Genomic DNA, 14,251 nt, shown 5'->3' with positions numbered 1-14,251 from the left:
TCGCTGGACAGCACCCGGTCGAAATTACTCTTCACGGCCGGTGGCCTCCACAACAGGCGCAGAGCCGCGCTCAGGATTGAACGAGCCGGCATATTCGGCTTTCAGATGACCGTTGCCGTCGAGCAGCCAGGCATCCATCACCTGCCGCACCACCGGCGCCGCGACCCCGGAACCGGACTCACCGTTTTCGACCATCACCGCCACGACGATCCGGGGGTTGTCGGCCGGCGCGAAACCGACGAACAAGGCGTGGTCGCGATGGCGCTCCTGAACCTTGCTGCGGTCGTACTTCTCGCCCTGCTTGATCGCCACCACCTGAGCGGTACCGCTCTTGCCGGCAATCCGGTACTGAGCGCCAATCGACGCCTTGCGCGCAGTACCGCGGGCACCGTGCATCACTTCCTGCATGCCGTGGTTGACCCTGGCCCAGTTGTTCGGGTCGCGCAGGATGATGTCCGGTATCGGGTTCTCGTCCACCGGTGTCTGACCTTCGATGGTCTTGGCCAGGTGCGGACGGATCCACTTGCCTTTACTGGCCACCAGTGCCGTGGCCTGGGCCAGTTGCAGCGGCGTGGCCTGCATGTAGCCCTGACCGATACCGAGAATCAGGGTCTCGCCGGGGAACCACGGCTGGCGGCGGGTGGTGCGCTTCCACTCACGCGAAGGCATCAGGCCGGGAGACTCTTCGAACATGTCCAGCGAGACCTTCTGGCCAATCCCGAACTTGTTCATGTAGGTCGACAGCTTGTCGATGCCCAGCTTGTGGGCCAGATCGTAGAAGTAGGTGTCGTTGGAGCGCATGATCGCGGTGTCCATATCCACCCAGCCGTCACCGGAGCGGTTCCAGTTACGGTATTTGTGGTCATAGTTGGGCAACTGGTAATAACCGGGGTCGAACACCCTGGAAGTCGGCGTCACCGCCCCGCCATCCAGACCGGCGATGGCCACCGCCGGCTTGATGGTCGAGCCCGGCGGGTAGAGGCCGCGCAGGATGCGGTTGAACAACGGCCGGTCAATCGAATCACGCAACTCGGCGTAGGCCTTGAAGCTGATCCCGGTGACGAACAGGTTCGGGTCGAAGCTCGGTGCACTAACCATCGCCAGCACTTCCCCGGTGTTCGGGTCCAGCGCCACGACGGCGCCGCGACGCCCGCCCAGCGCCGCCTCGGCGGCTTCCTGCAGGTGGATGTCCAGGCCCAGCACGATGTCCTTGCCCGGCACCGGGTCGGTACGCTTGAGCACCCGCAGCACCCGACCACGGGCGTTGGTCTCGACTTCTTCGTAGCCGACCTGGCCATGCAGTTCGTTTTCGTAGAAACGCTCGATGCCGGTCTTGCCGATATGGTGCGTGCCGCTGTAGTTGATCGGGTCGAGGGTCTTGAGCTCTTTCTCGTTGATCCGCCCGACATAGCCTACCGAGTGGGCGAAGTGCGGGCCTTGCGGATAGTGCCGGACCAACTGGGCGACCACTTCCACCCCTGGCAGACGGAACTGGTTCACCGCGACCAGAGCAATCTGCTCTTCGGTCAGCTCGAACAGGATCGGCACCGGCTCGAACGGCCGCCGGCCCTGCTTCATGCGCTTCTCGAAGATAACCCGGTCATCGGCGCTCAATTGCAGCACATCGACGATGGTGTCGAGCACCTTGGCCCAGTCGCCGGCCCGCTCGCGGGTCACGCTCAGGCTGAAGCTTGGCCGGTTGTCAGCAATCACCACGCCGTTACGGTCATAGATCAGGCCACGGCTCGGCGGAATCGGCTGGACGTGGACGCGGTTGTTCTCAGACAGTGTCGAGTGGTAGTCGTACTGAATGACTTGCAGGTAATACAGCCGCGCAATCAGCACACAGACCAGCAGCACGATGGCCACAGCCCCGACCACAACACGGCTGCGCACCAGGCGGGCGTCTTTCTCGTGATCTTTGAGGCGGATCGGCTGGGACATTCGAAACGTACTACTTGTGGTAAGGATGACCGGACAGAACTGTCCAGGCGCGGTAGATCTGCTCGCCGATCAAGATACGAACCAGCGGATGCGGCAAGGTCAGCGGCGACAACGACCAGCGTTGCTCACTGCGCGCACAAACCTCCGGTGCCAGCCCTTCCGGGCCGCCGACCATAAGGTTGACGGTACGCGCGTCCAGCCGCCAGCGATCCAGCTCGCACGCCAGTTGCTCGGTGCTCCATGGCTTGCCATGCACTTCCAGCGTCACGATCCGTTCACCGGGCTGGACCTTGGCCAGCATGGCCTCGCCTTCCTGCCGGATGAGGCGCGCCACATCGGCATTCTTGCCACGGGTGTTGAGCGGGATCTCTATCAGTTCCAGCGCCAGCTCAGGTGGCAGGCGCTTGGCATATTCATGCCAGCCTTCTTCCACCCACTTGGGCATGCGTGAACCTACAGCAATCAGGCGTATGCGCACGGCAAGGTCTTATTCGTGACCAGGGGTATGGTGCGCTGCGCTGGCTGCACGGCTTTGCTCGGCACCCTGCCACAGACGCTCCAGGTCATAGAACTGACGCGATGCAGCGGTCATTACGTGCACGACGACGTCACCCAGGTCCAGCAGTACCCAGTCGCTGTCGCCCTTGCCTTCTTCACTCAGCGGCTGGACTCCGGCGGCCTTGACCTTCTCGCGGACATTTTCGACCAGCGCATTGAGCTGACGGTTGGAGCTACCGGTGCAGATCAGCATGTAATCGGCGATGCTGGTCTTGTCGCGCACGTCCATCTTGAGGATATCGGTACCTTTTACGTCTTCCAGGGCCGCGATGGCGAGGTCGACGATTTCTTCACTGCTCAGTTTCTGTTTGCTCATGAACACTCATTCACTCTTCAATGTGGATACATCCGCAGGCTTGCCGTGCAAGCCATTGTCGGGTGCTCCCTCGGTATTGGGCGCACGGTACAGACCGTGTGCTTCGATATAGGCCAGAACGGCGTCAGGCACCAGAAAACGCACTGATCGGCCTGCCGCCAGTGACTGGCGGATCTGGGTGGCAGACACCGACAGCGGCGTCTGCCAGACAAAGGTAATCTGCCCGCCCGGCCCGTCCAGAGCCTTGGGGTCGCCGACCGCCCGAGCGGCGACCAGGTCGCGCAGGGCTTCAGGCGGTTCGCTGTCGGCATCGGGCCGCTGCAGCACCACGATGTGGCAATGCTCCAGCAGTTCTTCCCAACGATGCCAGGACGGCAAGCTGCAAAAGGCATCCCAGCCCAACAGCAAAAACAGTTGATCGTGTGCAGCCATCCCGGCACGCATCGACTCCAGGGTATCGACGGTGTAGGACGGCTTGTTGCGGCGCAACTCACGGTCATCGACCGTCAACGGCGCTACCCCGGCCACGGCGCTACGCACCATGGCCAGGCGGTCTTCAGCGGTCACACTCGGCAACTCACGATGCGGGGGCCGGGCACTGGGCGTCAGACGCAGTTCATCGAGTTCGAGCAGCTCGGCCACTTCCAGGGCGCCACGCAGATGGCCGATATGCACCGGGTCAAACGTGCCGCCCAACATGCCGATACGCCTGGGCAGGGCGAGCGCAGGCTCACTCATGTCAGGCAGGCTCAACTCAGACGGGCTCCTGTCCACGCAGCTGGCCATCCCCGATCACGATGTACTTCTCACAGGTCAGGCCTTCGAGCCCCACAGGGCCGCGAGCATGCAGCTTGTCGGTGGAGATGCCGATCTCGGCGCCCAGGCCGTACTCGAAGCCGTCGGCAAAGCAGGTCGGTGCGTTGACCATCACCGAACTGGAATCGACTTCAGCCATGAAGCGCCGAATCTGCGCCTGATGCTCGGAGACGATGCCGTCACTGTGGTGCGAGCCATAGTGATTGATATGCTCGATGGCCTCGTCGAGGCTGGCCACTACACGGATCGACAGGATCGCTGCCAGATACTCGGTGTGCCAGTCTTCTTCGGTGGCCGGCACTACATCAATCAACGCCCGGGTCCGCTCACAACCGCGCAGCTCGACGCCCTTTTCGCGCAGTTGCGCGGCCATCGGCGGCAAGAAATCGGCGGCAATGGCCTGATCGACCAGCAGGGTCTCCATCGCGCCGCAGATGCCATAACGGTAAGTCTTGGCGTTGAAGGCGATCTTCTGTGCCTTGTCCAGCTCCGCATGGGCGCTGACATAGATATGGCAGATACCGTCCAGATGCTTGATCACCGGCACCCGGGCGTCACGGCTGATGCGCTCGATCAGGCCCTTGCCACCGCGCGGCACGATCACATCGACGAACTCGGGCATGCTGATCAACGCGCCGACCGCCGCACGGTCAGTGGTCTCGACCACCTGCACGACACCGGCCGGCAGACCGGCTTCGGCGAGGCCCCGGGCGATACAGGTCGCCACGGCGCGGTTGGAATGGATGGCCTCGGAGCCGCCCCGCAGGATGGTCGCGTTACCGGACTTCAGGCACAGGCTGGCGGCATCGATGGTCACGTTCGGCCGCGACTCATAGATGATGCCGACCACGCCCAGCGGTACGCGCATCTTGCCAACCTGAATGCCGGAGGGTCGATGACTCATGTCACGGATGGCGCCGACCGGGTCGGGGAGGCTGGCAACCTGACGCAACCCGACGATCATGCTGTCGATACGTGCGGGGGTCAGGGCCAGGCGGTCGAGCAGGGCCGGTTCAAGGCCGTTGGCCCGGCCATTGGCCAGGTCTTGTTCGTTGGCGGCGGTCAGCTCGGCGCGAGCGGCGTCGAGTGCCGCAGCGGTGGCCAGCAGGGCGCGGTTCTTTTGCGCAGTGCTGGCCCGGCCGATCACGCGCGACGCCTCACGGGCGGCACGTCCAAGGCGGGTCATGTAGTCAAGAACGGACTCAGTCATGGTCTCAGAGGTCTTGGCAGCGAAGAAAGCGGTCGATTATAGCTGTCAGGCCGACTTAACGACAGCGCAGACAGGCGGATGGTTACGATACTGGCAAAATCTTCATCAATACCCGGTATATCGAGCCCCACAGGGGGGTGCTCGACGCTGAAACACTGGCTTGTCATCTTCCGATACAACAAAGCACTGAAAAAACCGCGATAGCGAAAGCCGCACGCTTGCTATGATCGGCGCCCTGCCCTTGCCCGCGAGCCACCATGCCCACTGCGCTGCCTAATATCCTGCCCGACAGCTTCTTCAATCGCGATGCCCAACTGCTGGCCCGCGACCTGCTGGGCAAGGTCATCCGGCACAAGGTCGGTGATTTATGGCTGGCGGCCCGCATCATCGAGACCGAAGCCTATTACCTGGCCGAAAAAGGCAGCCATGCCTCGCTGGGTTACACCGAAAAGCGTAAAGCGTTGTTTCTTGATGGCGGGCACATCTATATGTATTACGCCCGTGGCGGCGACTCGCTCAATTTCAGCGCCGAAGGGCCGGGCAACGCCGTACTGATCAAATCGGGCATGCCTTGGGTCGATGCGTTCAGCGATGCCAATGCCCTGGCACAGATGCAACTGAACAACCCTGATGCCAGTGGTGCCCTGCGTGCGCCCGAGCGGTTGTGTGCCGGGCAAACCCTGCTGTGCAAGGCCATGGGCCTGAAAGTGCCAATGTGGGACGCCAAGCGCTTCGACCCTGAGCGCATCTTTGTCGAAGACGTCGGGCTACGCCCGCCCCGCATCATTCAGGCTGCCCGCCTGGGCATCCCGTCCGGGCGTGACGAACACCTGCTGTATCGTTTCGTGGACGCCGAACAGGCACGCTGGTGCACACGGAACCCTCTCAGGCGCGGTCAGGTCGAAGGCCGCGATTACCTCATTCTGGATCAAGGAAATTGACCATGGGCGAATGGCTCAACGGCATTACCGGCTGGCTGACCGCCAACCCTTCCTGGGTCGCGGCAGCCATTTTCATCGTCGCGTTCATTGAGTGCGTGGCCATTGCCGGGATCGTGGTCCCCGGTACGGTGCTGATGTTTGCCATCGCAGCGCTGGCCGGCAGCGGGATTCTGGGCCTCAGCGACGTTCTGCTGCTGGGTTTTGCCGGGGGTATTCTGGGCGATCTGGTTTCGTATGCCGTGGGCCGGCGCTTTCACCAGAATATCCGCCGCCTGCCCGGCCTGCGTTCGCACCCGGAGTGGATGACCGGTGCCGAGGCGTATTTCCAGCGCTACGGTATTGCCAGCCTGCTGGTCGGCCGCTTCATCGGCCCGCTGCGGCCCATGCTGCCGATGATTGCCGGCATGTGCGACATGCCCTTTCCGCGTTTTCTGGCGGTCAGCATCATCGCCACCATCGGCTGGTCAATCGCTTACCTGTTGCCCGGCTGGGCCGCCGGTGCTGCCATTCGCCTGCCATTGCCAGAAGGGTTCTGGGGTGAGGCCGCTGTTGTCGGCGGGGTTCTGGCAGTGGTGTTTGGCCTGAGCATCCAGAGCAGCATGCGCAAGCAACGCTATGCGACCCGGCTGATCAGTGGCTTGTGCCTGGTGACCATGGTGGCACTGTTTATCGGCTGGCCGTGGCTGGACAAGTTCGATCAGGGCCTGATGACGCTGGTGCAAGAGCATCGCAGCGAGGCGGCGCAGAACATTGTCCTGCTGGTGACCAGTATTGGTGATTTCCACACCCAGTTGCTGGCGGCGGCCCTGGTGGTACTGGTGCTGCTGGTTGCCCGGCAGTGGCGCCATGCGGCATTCGCGGTTGTCACCATGCTCGGCACTGCTTGTGCCAACGGTGCGCTCAAGGCGTTCTTTGCCCGCGCCCGGCCAGAGGTGCTGGTCGACCCGCTGACCACCTACAGCATGCCCAGCGGGCATAGCTCGGCAGCGTTTGCATTGTTCATGACCCTGGCCGTGCTCGCTGGCCGCAGTCAGCCGGTGCGGCTGCGCCTGGCCTGGCTGGTGCTGGGGGGCATTCCGGCGCTGGCCATTGCGCTGTCGCGGGTTTATCTGGGCGTGCATTGGCCGACCGACATTCTGGCCGGGATGATGCTGGCGCTGGGTATCTGTGCGGCGAGCCTGACGATTATTCAGCACCGCGAGCCGCTGCCGGCCATGTCGGCACGGGTCTGGTGGCTGTTGGTGCCGGCGGTGACGGCTTTGCTGGGTGGTTTTGCGGTCAATGCGCTGTCGCATGCGGTGTTGCGGTATCAGTATCTGATGTAGCGACGACTGGAAAGCGATCCGCTTTGGCTGCGAGTTGACATTTAGACTGATGAAAAGTCCTTCATCGTGTTGTCTGCACTTCAGGTTTCGCCCTGCTGGGCGAGTGACTTTGGAGCGCCAAAGTAACCAAAACGCTTGCGACGGCTAGTCCCGCGTCAAGCGGGATTCCCTCGCTCCGGTGCCGATTTGGCGTTCGGCGTCGTCTGGGCCATCTTGGTTCGTAGAGCAAAAGCAAGATCAACGGCGGTTGGCCGTTGCTCGGGCTTACGCCTGCAGGTCGCCCTGCATTTCGTCGAGCAGGCTCTGGATGGCGACCAGGCGCTCTTCGGGGTCGTCGATTTCCAGCAGTTCGATCTTGTCCTGCTCATCGAATGGCAGCAGGTAGGCCAGTTGGTTACCCAGCGATTGCTGGCCTGCCGCTTCCAGGCCCATGTCCAGCGAAGCGACCATCGGGTGTTCGGCCAGTGCATGCAGCAGCGCCACCAGGTCGGCGTCTTCTTCCTGCAAAGGCCGCTCTTGATGATCTTCAAGCCAGTGCACATCGGCGACCAGCAGTTGGTCGCGCTGGACTTCAGCACTGACAACCCGGAAGCGTCGCCCACCCACCACACGGATGCCCAGCAGGCCGTTGTCCTGTTGCTGGAAGTCGCGCACCAAGGCTTCACAGCCGATCAGCGAGTAGCCGCCCGGCGCAACACCGACCTCGCTACCTTGGGTGATGCACACCACGCCGAAGCCTTCATTGCGCTTCATGCAGCGACCGATCATGTCCAGATAGCGGGCCTCGAACAATTGCAGGTCCAGCACGCAGCCCGGAAACAACACGGTGTTCAATGGAAACAGCGGCAACGTCATAACAAGCTCCTTACACGACAACAGAGACCGCCAGCGGCAGACACAACGCCGTCGCCACACCCATCAGACTCATGGCCAGTGCGGCAAACGCACCCGCCTCCTCGCCTTCCTGCAACGCCTGGGCAGTACCCACCGCATGGGCGGTCAAGCCCAGTGCCATGCCGCGCGCAGCAGGATTATCCACCCCGCTCAATGACAACAGTAGCGGGCCGAGGATCGCCCCCAGCACGCCGGTAATCAGTACGAACACCGCAGCCAGCGCAGCGACGCCGCCCATTTGCTCGGCCACCAGCATGGCAATCGGTGACGTCACCGACTTGGGCGCCAGGGTCATGAGGATCATATGATCGGCCCCCAGCAACTCACCCAGCGCCAGACACAGACCGGTCACCAACACACCACCCAGCACCAGCGTAGTCAAGGTTGGCCATAACAACTGACGAATCCGGCGCAAATTCAGATAAAGCGGCACGGCAAGTGCAACCGTGGCGGGCCCCAGCAACGTGCCGAGGATCGCGGTGCTGTCGCGGTACTGCTCATAACTCAGGCCACAGGCCAATAAAATGCCGATCAGAATGGCCATCGACACCAGCACTGGCTGCAGGAGCACCAAGCGGCTTTTTTCGTATGCGGCCATCGCCAGTTGATAGGCGCCCAGCGTGATACCGATGCCAAACAACGGGTGGTTGATCACCGCCCCCCAGGCGCCGTGCCAGTCGAGCATCATGGGGTTTCCTTACGGCGGGCCTGGCGCTCGGTGAGTTTTTGCATCAATACGCCGACAAACACCACCGACACCACTAGCGACACCACCAAGGTGCCGAAGATCGCCCAGAAGTCTCGGGCAATCGCCCCGGCATAAGCCATCACCCCCACCGCCGGCGGCACCAGCAGCAATGGCAGGTAACGCAGCAGACTGGTCGCGGCCTGGCTGATCGGCTCATCGACCTCCCCGCGCACCATCAAAAAGCCCAGCAACAAGATCATGCCAATGATCGGCCCCGGCAGGATGGGGATAAACAGGTGATTGAGTGCAGTCCCCAGCAACTGGAACAACACCAGCGCCGTCAGTCCTCGTAGCAGCATGCGTACTCCGGCAAATGCAAATGTACGGGGCTCATTATAAGCATGGCAAACCTGCGGCCATATAACACTCCCGCAGACTTGACCTAATGGCCAGGCTCTGCTGATCTTCAGCGGTCCTGCATTAGGGGCTGTTGCCGTTTCATCCCAACCGCGCCGAGGTCCAATACTGTTCAAATAAGCGCCGCATGCCTTTGTGGGAGCGACCTTGGTCGCGAAAGGGCCGGTAAAATCACAGCATCTACTGCGAATGTGCCGCCGTCTTCGCCAGCAAGCGGGCTACCACCGGTCTAACAGAACAGTATTGCGCCGAGGTCAACACCCCATAGCAGATTTCATTATCAAGGAGAGAACCATGCCCTATGTACCGGCACACCAACTCACGCAATACATTGGCAAGGAACTGGGATGTTCCGACTGGCTGAGCATCGACCAGGCGCGTATTGACCTGTTTGCCGAAGCCACCGGCGATTTTCAGTTCATCCATGTCGACCCGGTCAAGGCCGCGAAGACCCCGTTTGGCGGCACCATCGCCCACGGTTTTTTGTCGCTGTCACTGATCCCGGTGCTGATGGGCGACCTGATGGTCCTGCCTGAAGGCCTGAAGATGGTGGTTAACTACGGGCTGGACAGCGTGCGCTTCATTCAGCCGGTGGCGGTTGGCTCGCGGGTGCGCCTGAAGCTGCAACTGACCGAGGTCAACGAGAAAAAACCTGGACAGTGGCTGCTCAAAGGCACGGCCACGATGGAAATCGAAGGCCAGGAGAAACCGGCCTACATTGCCGAACCACTGACCTTGTGTTTCGTGTAATGGCCATTGGGTGCCTCTAAAAACGTAGGCGAGGCAGCCAGCGCAAGACGAAAACAGGCGAGAGAGCGCAGTTTACGGATTGTAAATGAGCATTTTGAGCCTGTTTTCAACGCAACGGTGGCAACGAAGGTAGTTTTTAGAGGTGCCCTATTGGTACGAAACAGTCATTACTGACTGTTTCGTCAACCTGACAGCCTGCGGCATACTTCTGATCACGGCATCAAGGCTCGAAACGAGCCTGGGCCGCCCCTGCCGATTCATACCCCTTGAGACCTGACATGCGCGCGCTTGCCCCACTGGCACTGACCCTCCTGATCGCTGGCTGCGGAGACGGCGAGTCGCTGCTGCCGCCTGACGGCCGCCTGCCGGATGGCGGACGCTATCGTGGCGATCTGGTCAACGGCCTGCTGCAAGGTCAGGGACGTATCGACTACCCCAATGGCAGCTGGTATCAGGGTCAGTTCGACCGCGGCCAGTGGCATGGCCAGGGTGAATGGCGGGCCAGCAACGGGGATGTCTATAAAGGCGGGTTCGAGCACGGCCTCTACAGCGGCCAGGGCATTCTGACCACCCGTACCAGCAGTTACGTGGGTGCGTTCAAGCAAGGCCGCCGTGAGGGTGAAGGGACCTACAAGGAAAAGGACCTGCTCTACCGTGGCGGGTTCAAGGCTGACCTTTACGACGGCGCCGGCCGCCTGGAGCTGGATGACGGCACCCAGTATCAGGGCCAGTTCAGCCGCGGCAAACCCAATGGCGAAGGGATGCGCAGCGATGCCAGCGGCAATCAGTACAGCGGCCGCTTCGTCAACGGCCAGTTGCAAGGCAAGGGCACGTTCAGCAGTGCCGAGGGCGATCAATACATTGGCAACTTTCACGATAACCAGCTCGACGGCAAGGGCCGCTATGAGAACAGCGACGGCGATGTCTGGAGCGGCCAGTTCAGCGCAGGCGCCTTCACCGGCAAAGGCGAACTGATCGGCACCGATGGCAGCCGCTATCAGGGCGAGTTCAGCAACTGGCGCTTCAACGGCGAAGGCAAATTGCACTTGGCCGATGGCAGCACCTATACCGGTGGTTTCGCCAATGACACCTATCAGGGCCAAGGCACCCTGACTCAAGCCGACGGCACGGTGCTGCGTGGCGTCTGGGCCAATGGCCAACTGGTCCGCGATGCCAAGGGCGAGCTGCTGCCCGACACGCTGGAAACCGGCTTGCTGGCCCAGGGTGTACTGCTCGATAACGCCCTCAAGGCGGTGCCGGCCTCAACCCCGGCGGTGGAGCTATACAGCCTGGTGGTCGGCGGCGACGGCAAACAGAGCGTATTCAAGCGCGAGGCGGATTATGTCGGCAACCTGCTCAAGACCCGCTTTGGCGCTCACGGCCAGGTCAGCCTGGTCAACCACCGCGACCACATGGCCGATCGCCCCATGGCAACCCGCGAGACCATCAGCCGGGCGATCCAGACCCTGGCCCAGCGCAGCGGCCCGGAAGACCTGATCTTTCTCTACCTGACCAGCCACGGCACGCACGATCATCAACTGGTACTCGACCAGCCGCGCCTGTCACTGTCCGACCTGCCGGCCGACCAACTGGCCACAGTCATGGCGCCGCTGCACAATCGCGACAAGATCATCGTGATCTCGGCCTGCTATTCCGGCGGGTTCATTCCGGCGCTCAAAGACGAACGTACGCTGATCATGACCGCCGCACGCGCCGACCGGGTTTCGTTCGGCTGCACGGAAGAGGCTGACTTCACCTACTTCGGTGATGCACTATTCGCCAAGGCGCTGGTCGAAACAGATAACCTGCAACAGGCTTTCGATCAGGCCAGTGCGTATGTCGCACGCCGCGAGATCGAAGACAATTTCGAGGCATCCGAGCCCCAGATATGGGCGCCAAAGGGGGTGGTCGCCCGCTGGCAACAACTGCGCAAAAACCAGGCAGAACGCGCGCTGAATACGACGTTGACTCGCAAGGATGCGAAGATTTCCAGTAGCCGCTAGACGAAGAACCCGGTTCTTCTGACAGATCAAGGGAGAAACATCATGTACTTGACGCCGCAACACATCCTGCTCGCAGGCGCCACAGGACTGACAGGCGAACACCTGCTCGATCGCCTGCTCAATGAACCCACTGTCAGCCGGGTCCTGGCCCCGACCCGTCGGCCGCTGGTGAAACATCCGCACCTGGAAAACCCTATCGGCGATCTTGCCGGCCTGCTGCCGCAACTCGATGGCCGTGTGGATATCGCTTTCTGCTGCCTGGGGACCACCATCAAACAGGCCGGCTCCCAGGAAGCCTTCCGCGCCGTCGACCTGGATCTGGTACTGGCTTTCGCGGCCCGCGCCCGTGCGCTGGGTGCCCGGCATCTGCTGGTGATCAGCGCCATTGGTGCCGACCCGAAGTCCAGCGTCTTCTACAACCGCATAAAAGGCGAGATGGAGCAGGCGCTGCAAGCGCAGCACTGGCCACAACTGACCATCGCCCGCCCTTCCCTGCTGGTCGGCAACCGTCCTGAGACACGCTGGGCAGAACAGTTGGCAGCGCCCATCGCCAAGCTGCTGCCGGGCAAGTACGGCGCCATCGAAGCCTGCAGCCTGGCCCGCGCCCTGTGGCGCCTGGCGCTGGAAGAACAGGATGGGGTACGGATTGTCGAGTCTGATGAGTTGCGTAAGTTAGGCAAGTAGCCCTGCACTGTAGGGGCGGCTTGCGGATCCATGGCATAGCGGCATGTGTGCATGCGAGCCGGCCAATTCTTCTTAGCTGGCTCAGCCTTGCTCCTGGATGCTTTTCTTCCTCCCTGGCATCAAAAATCGATGTGCCGTCCAGAGGATGAGAATGTCAGGCTTGCGAAATAGCAGGTAAATTAGCGCTTCGCCCTTAGACCACTACCTCCCAAATTGAGGGGCGATAGTGTCCGCGAGCAACGCCTGTGCTCTATGGGTGATCGTACACAGCCCATCCACCCAAGCGCAGGTTCAGCGCCAGAGAATCCTGGGGCTACGGGTGTTGGATCACTCATCAGTTTCCTACTTGTCCTAAGTGGTACTCACCGAAGCTGACGCTTTTGAAAATTTTCCGATTGGATAGACTATCCGCCCTTTTCGCACCAACCACGGCCTGCCCATGACCTCACCCACCGCCCTAGCCTACTCATCAATTGCCATCATCGGCGGCGGCCCTGCCGGTCTGATGGCGGCTGAAGTGCTGAGCCAGGCTGGTCTCAAGGTCGATCTGTACGACGCCATGCCGTCGGTGGGGCGCAAGTTTCTGCTGGCCGGGGTCGGCGGGATGAATATCACCCACTCCGAGCCCTGGCCGGCATTCTTGTCGCGCTATGCTCAGCGCGCGCCGATGATTGAGCCATTTTTGCAGACGTTCGATGCCGATGCCCTGCGTCAGTGGATTCATGGGCTGGGCATCGAGACCTTTATCGGCAGCTCTGGGCGGGTATTTCCTGCCGACATGAAAGCCGCGCCCTTGCTGCGCGCCTGGCTCAAGCGTCTGCGCGACAGTGGCGTGAATCTGCACACCCGGCATCGCTGGCTGGGCTGGAACCCTGACGGCAGCCTGCGCCTGCGCGGCCCTGATGCCGAGCGCGGCGAACGCGCCGATGCGGTACTGCTGGCGCTAGGCGGCGCCAGTTGGGCACGCTTGGGGTCCGACGGTGCCTGGCGACCCTGGCTGCAGGATCAAGGCGTTGAGGTTGCGGCATTACAGCCCAGTAACTGCGGCTTCGAGGTCAACACCTGGAGCGACGTGCTGCGCAGCAAATTCGCCGGCGCGCCACTGAAAAACATCGCCATGTCTGTGGATAACTTGCCGATGCGCACAGGGGAGTGCGTCGTGACCGAAACCGGGGTTGAGGGCAGCCTGGTCTACGCCCTGTCAGCGCCGATCCGGGACGGGATCAATCGCGCTGGCTCAGCGACTGTCCACATTGACCTGCTGCCGGGCAAGTCCGTGCAAGCGGTGCAGGCGGCGCTGGAAAAACCGCGCGGCTCACGCTCGATGGCCAAACACCTGAGCGGCCAACTGGGCCTGGAAGGCGTCAAGGCTGCACTATTGCGCGAATTGACCAGCAAGGCGCAGTTCGATGACCCGCAGGCGCTGGCCAAAGCCATCAAAGCCCTGCCCCTGCAACTGGTGCGCACTCGCCCGCTGGACGAGGCAATCAGCACGGCCGGAGGCGTAACCTTCGAAAGCCTGGATCAGCACCTGATGCTCAAAGCGTTGCCTGGGGTTTTCTGCGCCGGCGAGATGCTCGACTGGGAAGCACCGACTGGCGGCTACCTGCTGACCGCCTGCTTTGCCAGCGGGCGCGCCGCAGCGCAAGGCATGCTGCACTGGTTGCAAACCTCGCCCCGCACCCCGTAACCGGCCGGGCAGCGC

General features: G+C 62.0%; 14 protein-coding genes. 6 read left to right on the top strand and 8 right to left on the bottom strand.

What is annotated here, in order from left to right; translation table 11 throughout:
* Positions 1-24: 24 nt before the first annotated feature.
* From mrdA to NRB16_RS13755, 5 genes are read right to left on the bottom strand one after another with little or no spacing between them, the layout of a single operon-like run.
* Entirely contained in the window at positions 25-1,944 is a 1,920-nt protein-coding gene (gene mrdA, locus NRB16_RS13775; RefSeq protein WP_045487342.1) for a penicillin-binding protein 2, read from the bottom strand.
* Between the two features lie 10 nt (positions 1,945-1,954).
* Positions 1,955-2,422 carry a 23S rRNA (pseudouridine(1915)-N(3))-methyltransferase RlmH gene (gene rlmH, locus NRB16_RS13770; RefSeq protein WP_045487340.1) on the bottom strand — a complete coding sequence of 156 codons (468 nt, stop codon included), beginning with the start codon at positions 2,420-2,422 and terminating at the stop codon, positions 1,955-1,957.
* Between the two features lie 9 nt (positions 2,423-2,431).
* Entirely contained in the window at positions 2,432-2,818 is a 387-nt protein-coding gene (gene rsfS, locus NRB16_RS13765) for a ribosome silencing factor (protein WP_045487338.1), read from the bottom strand.
* Between the two features lie 6 nt (positions 2,819-2,824).
* Positions 2,825-3,535, bottom strand: a complete 711-nt coding sequence (gene nadD / locus NRB16_RS13760) for a nicotinate-nucleotide adenylyltransferase (RefSeq protein ID WP_162484352.1) — start codon at positions 3,533-3,535, stop codon at positions 2,825-2,827.
* A gap of 37 nt (positions 3,536-3,572) precedes the next feature.
* Positions 3,573-4,844: a glutamate-5-semialdehyde dehydrogenase gene (locus tag NRB16_RS13755; protein ID WP_045487333.1), complete on the bottom strand. Its 1,272-nt coding sequence runs from the start codon at positions 4,842-4,844 to the stop codon at positions 3,573-3,575.
* A gap of 257 nt (positions 4,845-5,101) precedes the next feature.
* Between NRB16_RS13755 and NRB16_RS13750 the strand changes: the two genes are divergently transcribed.
* Positions 5,102-5,785 carry a DNA-3-methyladenine glycosylase gene (locus NRB16_RS13750; RefSeq protein ID WP_162484333.1) on the top strand — a complete coding sequence of 228 codons (684 nt, stop codon included), beginning with the start codon at positions 5,102-5,104 and terminating at the stop codon, positions 5,783-5,785.
* A gap of 2 nt (positions 5,786-5,787) precedes the next feature.
* Positions 5,788-7,110 carry a bifunctional DedA family/phosphatase PAP2 family protein gene (locus NRB16_RS13745; protein WP_257106338.1) on the top strand — a complete coding sequence of 441 codons (1,323 nt, stop codon included), beginning with the start codon at positions 5,788-5,790 and terminating at the stop codon, positions 7,108-7,110.
* Positions 7,111-7,374: 264 nt separating this feature from the next.
* Here the strand turns inward: NRB16_RS13745 and NRB16_RS13740 are convergent, their stop codons facing one another.
* Genes NRB16_RS13740 through NRB16_RS13730 form a run of 3 tightly spaced genes read right to left on the bottom strand, consistent with a single transcriptional unit; the run spans position 7,375 to position 9,051 of the window.
* Complete coding sequence (locus NRB16_RS13740; RefSeq protein WP_045487327.1) at positions 7,375-7,965, bottom strand: LON peptidase substrate-binding domain-containing protein; 591 nt, start codon at positions 7,963-7,965, stop codon at positions 7,375-7,377.
* 10 nt (positions 7,966-7,975) lie between these two features.
* Positions 7,976-8,692, bottom strand: coding sequence for an LrgB family protein (locus tag NRB16_RS13735; RefSeq protein ID WP_045487324.1), 717 nt, complete (start codon positions 8,690-8,692; stop codon positions 7,976-7,978).
* Positions 8,689-9,051 (bottom strand): CidA/LrgA family protein, encoded by a 363-nt coding sequence (locus tag NRB16_RS13730; RefSeq protein WP_045487321.1) that lies wholly within the window; start codon positions 9,049-9,051, stop codon positions 8,689-8,691. The genes NRB16_RS13735 and NRB16_RS13730 overlap by 4 nt, the downstream gene beginning before the upstream one ends.
* Positions 9,052-9,403: 352 nt before the next feature.
* On the opposite strand from NRB16_RS13730, the gene NRB16_RS13725 reads away from it, so the two are divergent.
* The 4 genes from NRB16_RS13725 to NRB16_RS13710 all read left to right on the top strand — a co-directional run bounded on the left by NRB16_RS13725 (position 9,404) and on the right by NRB16_RS13710 (position 14,236).
* Positions 9,404-9,859 (top strand): MaoC family dehydratase, encoded by a 456-nt coding sequence (locus NRB16_RS13725; protein ID WP_045487319.1) that lies wholly within the window; start codon positions 9,404-9,406, stop codon positions 9,857-9,859.
* Positions 9,860-10,137: 278 nt separating this feature from the next.
* Positions 10,138-11,862 (top strand): C13 family peptidase, encoded by a 1,725-nt coding sequence (locus NRB16_RS13720; RefSeq protein WP_257106337.1) that lies wholly within the window; start codon positions 10,138-10,140, stop codon positions 11,860-11,862.
* 42 nt (positions 11,863-11,904) lie between these two features.
* Positions 11,905-12,546, top strand: a complete 642-nt coding sequence (locus tag NRB16_RS13715) for an NAD(P)H-binding protein (RefSeq protein ID WP_253142497.1) — start codon at positions 11,905-11,907, stop codon at positions 12,544-12,546.
* Between the two features lie 439 nt (positions 12,547-12,985).
* Positions 12,986-14,236, top strand: a complete 1,251-nt coding sequence (locus NRB16_RS13710) for a TIGR03862 family flavoprotein (protein ID WP_257106336.1) — start codon at positions 12,986-12,988, stop codon at positions 14,234-14,236.
* Positions 14,237-14,251: the final 15 nt, after the last annotated feature.

Source organism: Pseudomonas sp. LJDD11, assembly GCF_024584215.1.
Taxonomy (GTDB): Bacteria; Pseudomonadota; Gammaproteobacteria; order Pseudomonadales; family Pseudomonadaceae; genus Aquipseudomonas.
This window is presented reverse-complemented; position numbering and strand designations above follow the sequence as displayed.

Coding starts and splice junctions, on each gene's coding strand:
- mrdA (WP_045487342.1), bottom strand. CDS start 1,944: ATGTCCCAGCCGATCCGCCTCAAAGATCACGAGAAAGACGCCCGCCTG.
- rsfS (WP_045487338.1), bottom strand. CDS start 2,818: ATGAGCAAACAGAAACTGAGCAGTGAAGAAATCGTCGACCTCGCCATC.
- NRB16_RS13755 (WP_045487333.1), bottom strand. CDS start 4,844: ATGACTGAGTCCGTTCTTGACTACATGACCCGCCTTGGACGTGCCGCC.
- NRB16_RS13750 (WP_162484333.1), top strand. CDS start 5,102: ATGCCCACTGCGCTGCCTAATATCCTGCCCGACAGCTTCTTCAATCGC.
- NRB16_RS13745 (WP_257106338.1), top strand. CDS start 5,788: ATGGGCGAATGGCTCAACGGCATTACCGGCTGGCTGACCGCCAACCCT.
- NRB16_RS13740 (WP_045487327.1), bottom strand. CDS start 7,965: ATGACGTTGCCGCTGTTTCCATTGAACACCGTGTTGTTTCCGGGCTGC.
- NRB16_RS13735 (WP_045487324.1), bottom strand. CDS start 8,692: ATGATGCTCGACTGGCACGGCGCCTGGGGGGCGGTGATCAACCACCCG.
- NRB16_RS13730 (WP_045487321.1), bottom strand. CDS start 9,051: ATGCTGCTACGAGGACTGACGGCGCTGGTGTTGTTCCAGTTGCTGGGG.
- NRB16_RS13725 (WP_045487319.1), top strand. CDS start 9,404: ATGCCCTATGTACCGGCACACCAACTCACGCAATACATTGGCAAGGAA.
- NRB16_RS13720 (WP_257106337.1), top strand. CDS start 10,138: ATGCGCGCGCTTGCCCCACTGGCACTGACCCTCCTGATCGCTGGCTGC.
- NRB16_RS13715 (WP_253142497.1), top strand. CDS start 11,905: ATGTACTTGACGCCGCAACACATCCTGCTCGCAGGCGCCACAGGACTG.
- NRB16_RS13710 (WP_257106336.1), top strand. CDS start 12,986: ATGACCTCACCCACCGCCCTAGCCTACTCATCAATTGCCATCATCGGC.